The sequence below is a fragment of the Neobacillus novalis NBRC 102450 genome (assembly GCF_001591805.1).
Taxonomy (GTDB): domain Bacteria; phylum Bacillota; class Bacilli; order Bacillales; family Cytobacillaceae; genus Neobacillus; species Neobacillus novalis.
The window spans coordinates 26,585-37,638 of sequence record NZ_BCVP01000045.1; the positions used below are offsets into that span (position 1 = coordinate 26,585).

General features: G+C 38.7%; 9 protein-coding genes. 6 read left to right on the forward strand and 3 right to left on the reverse strand.

The genetic code is table 11. The annotated features are described in order from the left end of the window. Positions 1–16: 16 nt before the first annotated feature. Positions 17–673: a Crp/Fnr family transcriptional regulator gene (locus tag BANVL01_RS23450; protein WP_066092751.1), complete on the forward strand. Its 657-nt coding sequence runs from the start codon at positions 17–19 to the stop codon at positions 671–673. A gap of 65 nt (positions 674–738) precedes the next feature. Here BANVL01_RS23450 and BANVL01_RS23455 read toward each other — a convergent pair whose 3' ends face one another. Together BANVL01_RS23455 and BANVL01_RS23460 are read right to left on the reverse strand one after the other, a co-directional pair. After that, complete coding sequence (locus tag BANVL01_RS23455) at positions 739–1,530, reverse strand: cyclase family protein (RefSeq protein ID WP_066092748.1); 792 nt, start codon at positions 1,528–1,530, stop codon at positions 739–741. Beyond that, positions 1,527–3,284 carry a thiamine pyrophosphate-requiring protein gene (locus BANVL01_RS23460; protein WP_082805121.1) on the reverse strand — a complete coding sequence of 586 codons (1,758 nt, stop codon included), beginning with the start codon at positions 3,282–3,284 and terminating at the stop codon, positions 1,527–1,529. Before BANVL01_RS23460 ends, BANVL01_RS23455 begins: the two co-directional genes overlap by 4 nt. A gap of 350 nt (positions 3,285–3,634) precedes the next feature. Here BANVL01_RS23460 and BANVL01_RS23465 point away from each other — a divergent pair, with 350 nt between their 5' ends. The 5 genes from BANVL01_RS23465 (at position 3,635) to BANVL01_RS23485 (ending at position 9,068) form a co-directional block, all read left to right on the forward strand. Then, positions 3,635–5,200 (forward strand): phytoene desaturase family protein, encoded by a 1,566-nt coding sequence (locus BANVL01_RS23465; RefSeq protein ID WP_066092742.1) that lies wholly within the window; start codon positions 3,635–3,637, stop codon positions 5,198–5,200. 31 nt (positions 5,201–5,231) lie between these two features. Next, entirely contained in the window at positions 5,232–5,738 is a 507-nt protein-coding gene (locus BANVL01_RS23470; protein ID WP_066092739.1) for a flavin reductase family protein, read from the forward strand. 68 nt (positions 5,739–5,806) lie between these two features. After that, complete coding sequence (locus tag BANVL01_RS23475; protein WP_066092736.1) at positions 5,807–6,649, forward strand: fumarylacetoacetate hydrolase family protein; 843 nt, start codon at positions 5,807–5,809, stop codon at positions 6,647–6,649. 36 nt (positions 6,650–6,685) lie between these two features. Continuing rightward, positions 6,686–7,606 (forward strand): VOC family protein, encoded by a 921-nt coding sequence (locus BANVL01_RS23480; protein WP_066092733.1) that lies wholly within the window; start codon positions 6,686–6,688, stop codon positions 7,604–7,606. Between the two features lie 91 nt (positions 7,607–7,697). Continuing rightward, positions 7,698–9,068 carry an amidase gene (locus BANVL01_RS23485; RefSeq protein WP_235845732.1) on the forward strand — a complete coding sequence of 457 codons (1,371 nt, stop codon included), beginning with the start codon at positions 7,698–7,700 and terminating at the stop codon, positions 9,066–9,068. A gap of 218 nt (positions 9,069–9,286) precedes the next feature. On the opposite strand, the gene BANVL01_RS23490 is transcribed toward BANVL01_RS23485, so the two are convergent. Further along, complete coding sequence (locus tag BANVL01_RS23490) at positions 9,287–10,645, reverse strand: MFS transporter (RefSeq protein ID WP_082805122.1); 1,359 nt, start codon at positions 10,643–10,645, stop codon at positions 9,287–9,289. Between the last annotated feature and the right edge of the window lie 409 nt (positions 10,646–11,054).

Consider the following 11,054-nt stretch of genomic DNA (forward strand, 5'->3'; position numbering starts at 1 on the left):
AGGAGAGTGTTTACCTTTGAATACATTAGCAAACGATATTTCACTTTCATGGGAAAATTACATAACGTATGGAAAAAGAATATTCTTCAAAGAGAAATCGATCATCTTTAAACAGGGTGATACAGGAACCGGCTTTTATTATGTAAAGAAAGGATTAATTAAAATTGTTTCGGAAAAATCCGAAAAGAATGAGAGAATATTAGATATTGCCGGACCTGGTCTATTAATTGGTGAACAGACTATGGACCACTTGCCTTATTATTCTACCGCCATTAGTCATGTAGACAGTGTTTTATATTATTTTTCGGAGAAAGATTATGAAGAGATGACCCAAAAAGACCCTAATGTCATTGCCTTATTAGCCCACTCACTTATTTTAAAACATAGGCTTCTTTTAAATAATATTAATGCAAAAAGTGCCGACACAGACTATCAGATTGCCCACTCACTTCTCTATTTAATGGAATCGTATAAAAGTAAAGAAATTAACTTTACCCAGCAAGAATTATCACACTATGTGGGGTTAACGCGGATAACAGTCTATAAAGTATTAAAAAGGTGGGCTTCTGACGGCATACTATCTATTAAAAATCGAAAAATATTCATTACTGACACAAATGCACTTATCGAAAAATTATTAAATAAAGACTCTCTGTCAAACGCAGTGGTGTAAATTGTGTTTAGATTTTTGGATAAAAAAGGGGACATCGCAAAAAGTCGCGATGTCCTCTTTTAGTATTATTCTTTCTCTACCAATGCCACTACCCTGACAGGACTTCCGCTGCCGTTTTCGATTTTTAATGGATTCACCACGAGAACAGACCCCCTGGCAGGCAGCCTTTCTAAATTTGTTAATTGTGCAAGACCATATTTATTCGCTCCAAGCATAAAATAGTGATTTGGAAAAGGAGGATCAAAAGTGTCTGCAATCCCTGCATCAGTGCCGACAGTTTCTACCCCAACTCCTAAAATATCACGTTCCTCAACCAGAAAAATGGCAGCCTCTTTTGTAATTCCAGGTGTGTGAGGTCTTCCGTCGTCTCCCACATTAAAAAATTTCTCGTGATTGTCTGCGAATTTCCCCCAGCCAGAATGGATTAATACCCAAGAATGTTTCTTTATCTCTCCGAATTGGTCTTCAAATGAATGAATATCCTCGACTGTTAAACAATAATCTGGGTTCTGCTTGGCTTTTTCTCTTATATCGATGACGCAGGCTTCACCCACCATGTTTTTCATCGGAATTGTATCGACACTATCGTGATCTTTCCCACTGATCCAATGAACAGGGGCATCGAAATGTGTGCCACAATGTTCCCCGGCAACGAAGTCATTCCAGTAAAAGGCTGGTCCGTTCTCATCATATTTTGACAGTTGATTGAATGTAAACCCGCCTGTATTTTTAAACGGTTCTGGTAATTGAATGACAGGAGTATTTTCATTCAGGATTTGCGTAAGATCGACAACTTCAATTTTCTCGTCCACAATGTTTTTTAACAATTCCTCTAAAATTCCCGTTTTAACCATCATTTTACAGTCTCCTTTACATAGGTAATCTCATTTTTATCCGAATACACATGTGGAATGTAAGCATCTATCACCGCTGCCCGCCCATTTTTAACTTGCATTAAACCTGCTTTTATCGCGTTTTTTAAGTCTGAGCGTTTTTTTACAGTTATAGCATGAGCATCGCCTGCGGCAGCTGCAATAGTCGATAAATCAGCCGTTGGATCAAAATTTACATAGAAGTCCTGTGTTGCATTTGCTATTCCATGCGGATGAACTCCTAATGTTGAGTTTTTGGGAGCTCTCCAGCCTTGGTTATTGTAAATAATAGTTAAAAATGGTGTGTTATATCTTTTGGCCATCCAATGAACAGATGCTGGAATACTGAATAAATAGGAGCCATCCCCAGTAAGGCTAATAATTGTTTTGTCTGGTTTGGCAAGTTTCATGCCGATTGCTGCACCGCCATTCCAGCCCAATGAGCCCGCACCACTGCCATAGTAGGAACCAGGGATGCTTGCCTCAATGTGATTGGAAATCACTCCGTAATTGGTTATTCCCTCATTCAATATGATTGTATCTTCATCCATCAATTCTCTTACACATGCTGTGAGGTACTCAGGGGTAATAAAGTCATTTTCTGCTCGCTCCAAAAGCAGCCGTTCTTCCTTTTTGCGTTCATGGAATTCGGAATATTTACTCCATCGTTGTGATACCAGTTTTTGATCAATCGTACCATGCTCTTCAAGATGATCATTCAATTGCTTTAGAGCTGTATACGAATCAGCTTTAAAGAAACGTTTCGATGGGATATACCATAGTGGCATTTGCTCTTTCAATGGATCCACATCAATGTAATAAACCGTGGCACTGTCTGATGGCTTGTTTTTCATCGGAATCCAAGGAACATCGCTGTCCAATACAAGGACAAAATCGGCTTCGGAAAGAATGTCTACTTGATTAGGTTCGTTCCAATAAGAGCCGCAGTGCATGGAATGATTAGCAGGGAAATTCATTTGGTGTGGTATAGATTCAATGACTGGGATGGCTAATCGATCGCTTAAACGTACTAACTCCTTCACTGCTTCAGGATTTCTTCCCAAATAAGAGGTTACAATCAGAGGCTTTTTGGCCGCTACTAAATCGTTAATTAATTCTTCGAGCTTTTGTGGATGAATCGCTCCAGGGGAAATAGGTTCCCATAATTCTTTTTGAATCGTAACTGGCTCGGTTTTTTCCTCCATGGCTTCCCTTGGTCCCATAAGATACACAGGTCCCATCGGGTCACTCTTGGCAATTTGCAATGACCGATGGACAAGTTGCTTCACATTTGCCCCTGTCCGTATTTCATTGTCATATTTCGTATAGCCGCGCATGATTCCGCGCTGATCAAAAACATCTTGAATCCAATGGATGAACTCATTTCTGCCTCCGGTTAGTTCATTTTCCTGGGTGTATGGAGAAGCACCGGCAAAAACTAATACTGGTACCCGGCTTTTGGCAGCATTATGGATGGCGCCGCCTAGGTTTTGTGTGCCGCATTCCACATGGACAATGACCGCCTGCGGCTCACCCGTCGCCTGGGCATATCCGTGTGCAGCACTTAATGCGACGAATTCATGGGGGCACGTAATCAAAGTTGGTAATTCCTTATTTTCTTGTTTAGCTATTGCTAAACTTTCGATAATTGAAGGGTGGTCACTTCCTAAATTTGCAAAAATATAGGAAACACCTGCTTCCTGTAAGGCTTCTAAAAATGCTGTACCAGTTGTATACAATGAAATTCCTCCTGACATTTACTCTTTCGTGATGTTTTTCTAGTTTAACTTTATATTAAAATATCAAACACACTTTCGAAGTTAATGAATTAACATATCTTTGTGAATTCTATTAATTTTTCATTTTACCAAGTCATAAATACTGAACAGAAATTATATATAGAAGGAATGTGATCAAAATGAAGGATGAATAGCTGAGGATTGAAATAATTTTAAAAATGTTAATCTGTTAACAGAAGTAAATTTCCTTGTTGTGTAAAGTAATTGCTAAGAGGAAGAGAATCCTATAGCATAGTAAATTTCAATATACCCTATATTCCGTTAAAGTGGCTGTGGTAGGAGGTGTTTAGATGAATAATTTTGATACTGTAATAATTGGCAGCGGTATCAACTCGTTAACTGCAGCAGCGATCTTATCAAAAAAAGGTCATAAAGTGTTAGTCCTAGAAAGAAACGATTGGATAGGGGGCTGCATAAAAACAGAAGAATTAACGTCGCCAGGTTTTAAGACGGACGTATTTTCAGGTTGGCATCCATTGTTTGTAACGAGTCCGGCTTTTGCTGAACTAAAGGAAGATTTGGAAAGGTATGGACTTAAATATGTAAATACATCAGTTCCGACAGGGGTGATTATGCCTAATAATGAAAGTGTCGTTTTATTTACAGATCGAGAGAAAAATATAAGCACTTTTAATCAGATTATGGCTGGTGAGGGTGATAAATATCATGAACTAATGAAGAATTTCGAGGGGAATTCTGAATTGGTCTTTCAACTGTTGACAAACGAACCTCTGTCATGGTCATCCATACGTATACTTCTAAAGTCGTTAAGAAAAAAGGGTGTTAAGGAATTTAAAACAGAGGTCGGAACGATGATTAAATCTGCTGATCAATTACTAGATCAATATTTTAAAAGTGATTTAATCAAGGCACTTTTTGCGCCATGGATTTTACATACAGGACTTGGACCAAATGATGCAGCAGGTACTATTATGCTTCAGGTTCTAGTGTATTCCCTTGAAGCAGCCGGATCACCCATTCCGATAGGCGGTGGAGACCGGCTGGTCAAGGCATTAATGAGAGTTGTCGAAAATAATAATGGAACATTTATGCTCAATGAAAATGTCAATGAAATTCTAGTTGAAAATGGGCAGGTAATGGGAGTCAAGACACCAAAGCAGAAGTATTTTGCCAATTATGTACTTGCAAATGTAACTCCACATCAATTATATGAAAAGTTATTACCTGGAATTTCCCTCACTGAGTCTTTTCAGAAGGATGTTAAGAACTATAAATATGGCAACGCATCCATGCAAATACATTATGCATTGGATGGACCGTTAAATTGGGAAAATCCCGAATTGAAAAAAGCAGCAATGATAAACGTTACAAGTGGGGTTATGGGTGTAAGTCAATCCGTAAATGAAGCATATAACGGACTGCTTCCAAAAGAAGCTACCATTGCCGTAGGGCAGCATACGGCCTTAGATCCCAGCAGGGCCCCAGAGGGCAAGCATACGCTTTGGGTCCAGTTGTTAGAGATGCCAAGGGAACTGAAAGGGGACGCCTTAGGGGAGATTGATACATCCAACGGATATACAAAAGAGGTTATAGAAGCCTACGTAGGCCGGATTGAAAACCGTATAGTCAAACACGCCTCAGACTTCAAAGATCTTATTTTGAACAGAACAATTATTTCACCAGCTGAGTTAGAATCATATAACATCAATTTAGTAGGGGGAGATCCCTATTCTGGTGCCGCCTCAATTGATCAATTATTGCTATGGAGGCCAACCTCCAAATATAAAAAGCATGATACACCTGTAAAAAACTTGTTTCATATCGGTGCATCAACGCACCCTGGTCCAGGTCTTAGTGGTACTTCTGGTTATTTGGCAGCACAACAAATTAAATAAATTCATAACACTTTTTAAAGGAGAGAAAGTCATGCAAAAAGGACAAAAACAGGAAATATTCAAGCGAATTATGGGGAACTACCCAACTGGGGTCACAATTATTACGACAATGAATGAGGAAGGCAATCCGATAGGGCTTACAGCTAATTCATTTGCATCTGTTTCGCTTGATCCCTTAATGCTTCTATGGTCTGTTGACCACAGATCATCCTCGCTTAAAGCATATACTGAAGGCGGAAAATTTGCAGTCCATGTATTGGCTGAAGAACAGGTAGAGCTTTGTAAAACCTTTGCAACTAAACATCCTGACCGATTTAGTACATGTGAGTGGGAGCTTTCTGAGAATGGCCTACCAATCATTGAGGATGCTCTGGGTGTATTTGAATGTAAAACATATAAAGCAATCGAAGCTGGAGACCATACTGTATTAATTGGCGAAGTGATAGATCTTAAAATCAATAATGAGAAAGATCCTATGCTTTACCATCGTAGAGTTTTTGGCCCGATCCCAGGAGAATTTTATAAACAAACTGTGTAGAGCCTACTGAAAAATCAAATCTACTAAATAAGAATATAATCATTTTTTACTAAAAGGAGATTTCAAAAATGAAACTAGCAAGCTTTAGTTATGGGAATACTGAAAGTTTTGGAATTTTTACTGATGGAGGAGTGATCGATCTTAAAAAGAGACTTGATAACAAATATGAGGATCTTAAATCCTTTATTGAAAAAAGTGGTGCAGAGGGAATCAATATTTCCACTGATCAAATCGACTATACTTTAGAGCAAATTTCATTTTTACCGGTCATTCCAAATCCGAAAAAAATTGTGTGTGTAGGTCTCAATTATCACGCACATATAGATGAAGTCGGTGTTCAAAAAGCTGAATTCCCGATTATTTTCTTAAGAGTGCCTAATTCACAAATTGGCCATCAAAATGATTTAATTCTTCCGAAAGAATCTTTTAGATTTGATTATGAAGGAGAAATTGCCGTTATTATTGGGAAAAGCGGAAGACGTATTAAGCAGGAAGAGGCTTTGGACTATGTAGCCGGATATTCTTGTTATAATGATGGATCCATTCGAGATTGGCAGCTTCGAACTCAACAATGGGGTCCAGGGAAAAACTTTGATGGAACCGGAGCTTTTGGACCATGGATGGTAACAAAAGATGAAATAAAAGACGGTGAGGTTTTAACCCTAGAAACTAGATTGAACGGGGAAGTCATGCAAAGATCATCAACAGACAAGCTTATTTTCTCTATTCCTGAATTAATCGCGTTCATTTCTACTTTCACTACTCTTAATCCTGGTGACGTTATTGTAACAGGAACACCAGGAGGAGTGGGTGACAAAAGAAATCCACAAATTTATTTAAAGGATGGCGACAAAGTAGAGGTAGAGGTAAGCAAGATTGGTACGCTTTCCAATAAGGTAAAAGCTGAATAAAACTAATTTTAATTTCTATTGAAAGGAGTTTTTCATATGCTAAAGCCTAGTAAACTAGGTTATGTGGAACTTGCTGTTAAAGATATCGAGGGAATGGAACATTATTATTCTGATGTGTTAGGATTTACGTTAATGGAAGTAGATGGAGAAGGAAAGAGGTATTTCAGCTCGGGTCTTGACCACCACAACATCGTTTTAACCCCGACAAATGAAAGTAACTTACTAAGTTTGGGGTTCCAATTGGATAAGGATGTTTTACTTAATGGAGCCAAAAAACTTTTACAACAAAAAGGTATCACCGCCGAACTAAAATCTGATGCACAACCAGGTGTGCCAGAAATGCTTGAAATGAAAGATCCTGATGGATTTACTGTCCATCTTTACACAGAGATGGACACACCGGCTCCGCGCTTTAAAGAAAATGGAATTGTTCCAAATAAATTAGGTCATATTGCTTTAGGTTCCATGGACCCATTGAAGACAGCTGCATTTTATCAAGAAGTGCTGAATTTCACTTTTACTGATCGTATTGATGAGCGGGCGAACTTTCTTACATGTAATAACGATCATCATGTTATGAATGTTTCAAATCTTGGTAAGCTAGTGGGGCAATCTAATCTATATCACATAGCCTTTGAATTAAGAGATGCCAGCCACCAATACAAAAGCTTCGATATTTTAGCGAAAAATAATATCCCAATCGTTTGGGGTCCGACAAGGCATACGGCTGGTCATAATATCGCTGCTTATCATCATGATCCGGATGGCAACTTAGTAGAGTTATTTATTGATATGGATCAATTAATCCCAGGATTAGGGTATTTTGATCCGCGGCCATGGCATGAGGATTTCCCAATGAAGCCTAGATATTGGGAAGATAATGCTGCATGGGGTACGAAGTATGAAAAGACTTTATTGGATTATGCTGCGAAAAAGTTCCAGAAAATAGGGAGTTAATTCAACCTATGTAACCAATTCATTTTGTGAGTGATCGTTCGATTGCTCACAAGATGAAGGGGGACCTAAGCAAAACCGCGGTGATTCTAACATGGAGGTATCTATGGATCTTTTATCATTATCTGAATCATTGGCAGATAAAAAAATATCGCCTAAAGAAATTGTCGAAGAATCTTTAAATAAAATTAAGAATAAAAATTCTATTTACAATGCATTTATTACGATTTGTGAAGAAGAAGCTTTAGCTGCCGCAGCTCTTGCTGAAGAGGAGATCAGCAAGGGGAAAGTAAAAGGACCGTTTCATGGAATTCCCATTGCTATAAAGGACGTCATATTTACACAAGGAATTCGAACAACAATGGGATCAAAATTATATGAAAATTTTGTTCCTGATTATGATGCAACGGTCGTACAAAAATTAAAAGATGCTGGTGCTATAATTATCGGCAAAACTCATTCACATGAATTTGCGTATGGCCCAACAGGAGATAGGTCTTTTTGGGGGCCTTGCCGAAACCCTCATAACCCAGATAAAATTACTGGCGGCTCAAGTAGTGGTTCAGCAGCAGCAATAGCTGCAGACATGGTTAACGCTGCATTAGGAACAGATACGGGAGGTTCCATTAGAATTCCCTCTTCTGCCTGTGGAATTGTAGGAATGAAGCCCACCTATGGTGTAATCAGTAAGTATGGCATATACCCCACCGCAAATTCACTAGATCATGCAGGCCCCATGACGAAAACAGTAAAGGAAAATGCAGTTCTATTAAATATATTGGCTGGATTTGATGAAAAGGATCCTTACTCTATTAATCAATCAAAAGAGGACTATACCCGTCTAATAGGAAAGAGCATTTCCGGGAAAGTAATCGGTCTTCCTTCCTTCTATTTCAGAAACATTGATAAAGAAGTAGCGAAAGCAATAAACGAGGTCATAAATGTATATCAAGAGCAAGGTGCAATTATAGAAGAGATAGAAATTCAAGGTATAGAAGAGATTGCTGGAGAGCAAGTCATTACGATTCAAGCTGAAGCCAATGCTGTCCATGAAAAAAATTTAAGAGATCACGGTTCAGAGTATGACCCCGAGGTATATGAACGTTTACGAACAAGTAAGACAATTCTTTCTGCTGAGTACGTTGCCGCACAGCAAAAAAGAAACACTTTAACAAGCCTGTATAATCAAGTTTTTGAGGAAGTCGATATTTTAGTTACTCCGACTCTCCCAATACTGCCAACCGATATTAATCAAAGGGAGGTAATGTTTGGAGGAAAACTTGTTCCTGTTAGGCAGGCACTTTTAGGATTGACCTCTCCAACGAATTATACCGGTAACCCAAGTCTTTCTGTACCTTGTGGTTTTTCAAATAATGGACTTCCGATTGGTTTTCAATTGATTGGAAGGCATAGAGAAGAATCACTATTATATCAATTTGGTTATGTGTATGAACAACAAAAATGATGAGATTAAGTAATAAGAAACTTAAATGTTAGTAATTTCTAAATATAGTTGTACCACATAATATAGAAACCAAATTGGTAAAAATTTACCAACCGTTTTGTCCGGGCCATTTCAAATGGCGCCGGATTTTAGCATTTGTTCTATAAAACTTGAAATAAAATGAAAAGGGCGTGAGACCTATAAGAAAACATTTACTTATAGGTCAGCCCTAGTAAACTCTAAATTTCTCCGTTTCTATTTTTCGGTATAAATAAAATCGATAACGCTGCAAGGATCCCCGCTAAAGCAAAGACATAAAAGTTCGTCGAGAGTTTAAAATTCCAGGACATAAATAATCCAACCAGAATAGGTGCTATAATAGCTCCAATCCTGCCGAACCCAAGTGCCCATCCTAAAGCTGTACCCCGGTTTTCGGCATCAAAGTATTTGGAAATATACGCATTTAGGATCAGCGTTGTACCGATTGTTCCAAAACCTGCGAATCCAACAAGGCAATAAACGATGATCATCGATGATTTTACGCTTAATAAGGCAATGGAAATTCCTGCTAGTAAATAGGAAATGCTGATCACTTTTTTTGAACCCCAGCGGTCTGCTGCGACACCAGCTAAAAGAGACCCGGCAACCGCTGAAAGATTGAGCATTAACAAAAGTCCGAGACTTGAACCAAGTGGGTAACCGGCCACCCTCATCATTTTCGGCAGCCATGTTGTTAATCCATAAATCATAAATAAACCCAAAAAGAAAGTAACCCAGAAAAATAAGGTTGCCCGAATATTCTGTTTTGAAAAAAGTGTTGCAACCCTGTTCGTTTTTCTTTGCGTTTCCTGCTTATTATTCAATTGACTTTCCTTTATCGATTCAATGGAAATATGATAGCGATTCGCAATCCGCGTTGCCCCCGCGTACCTGCCTTTCGCTACAAGAAAATCAAGGGACTCCGGCAAAAATTTAATCATTAAAGGAACAGCAAGAATCGGTGCTGCACCAACAAAAAACATTAATCGCCAGCCATATTCACCAAGGAAAAACATTGAGACTAAGGCTGAGAAAACACCGCCAAATGCGTACCCTGTATACATCATCGCATACATCAGAGACCTGCGTTTAAGAGGGGAATATTCAATGGTTAAAGCAGATGCTGTTGGAATAATCCCACCACATCCAATCCCTCCAATAAAACGGAATAATCCGAATAATTCAGGAGAGGGTGCCATTGCCGATAGAGCCATCATGACAGAAAATAGCGATAGACAAAAGATCATAATCTTTTTTCGCCCCAAAATGTCAGTAATAGTCCCTACAGACACCGCCCCTATTAACATTCCAATGAGGGCATAGCTTCCGATAGAACCTGCCGCCGCCGCAGACAAGGACCATGCTGGATCGTCCATTAATGTCGGAAGGACAGCACCATATATTGCCAAGTCATAACCTTCTGCAAACATGCCAAACCAACACAACATTACCACAAGGAAGGTAATGCCGGGAATTGCTTTATTTTCATTTGTAAGTTCATTATTAAAATCTGTAGGGCTTTTCGAATATCCATCTTTAGCATGTGAAGTTTGGCTCATTAAAACATCTCCTTTGATCATACCCTTTATTCTTATCATTCATCTTTTGTGTTATCTTGACCTAGATGTCGTATTGTTGAATTCGCTTACAAAATTATCGTAAACCTATCTCTTAATATCCTCCTTTCATAATTAGTAAAGCAATGTCACAGAAGAGTAGTATTTCTCCTTCATTATAATTCCAAATTGGTAATATAACCGTTAACGTGTTAACATCTTTTCCGCATTGTTATCTGGTAGATGGTACCTGCTACGCCGCGGTGCCTACACGGTGAACCGTCCCTTTGATTTCTGATCCTTGGTTTCTAGGTCTGAAGTCGTAGATAATATTTTACTACTTGCCTGAAGCTGACACGGAAGTAGAAAATTTGTGATTTTAAGGTAGAATAATCCCTATTTTTACTGCGAA

What these genes read in the sequence shown, in the direction of transcription:
- BANVL01_RS23480 (WP_066092733.1), top strand. Translation starts at nt 6,686, where the DNA reads ATGCTAAAGCCTAGTAAACTAGGTTATGTGGAACTTGCTGTTAAAGAT.
- BANVL01_RS23465 (WP_066092742.1), top strand. Translation starts at nt 3,635, where the DNA reads ATGAATAATTTTGATACTGTAATAATTGGCAGCGGTATCAACTCGTTA.
- BANVL01_RS23475 (WP_066092736.1), top strand. Translation starts at nt 5,807, where the DNA reads ATGAAACTAGCAAGCTTTAGTTATGGGAATACTGAAAGTTTTGGAATT.
- BANVL01_RS23485 (WP_235845732.1), top strand. Translation starts at nt 7,698, where the DNA reads ATGGAGGTATCTATGGATCTTTTATCATTATCTGAATCATTGGCAGAT.
- BANVL01_RS23470 (WP_066092739.1), top strand. Translation starts at nt 5,232, where the DNA reads ATGCAAAAAGGACAAAAACAGGAAATATTCAAGCGAATTATGGGGAAC.
- BANVL01_RS23455 (WP_066092748.1), bottom strand. Translation starts at nt 1,530, where the DNA reads ATGATGGTTAAAACGGGAATTTTAGAGGAATTGTTAAAAAACATTGTG.
- BANVL01_RS23490 (WP_082805122.1), bottom strand. Translation starts at nt 10,645, where the DNA reads ATGAGCCAAACTTCACATGCTAAAGATGGATATTCGAAAAGCCCTACA.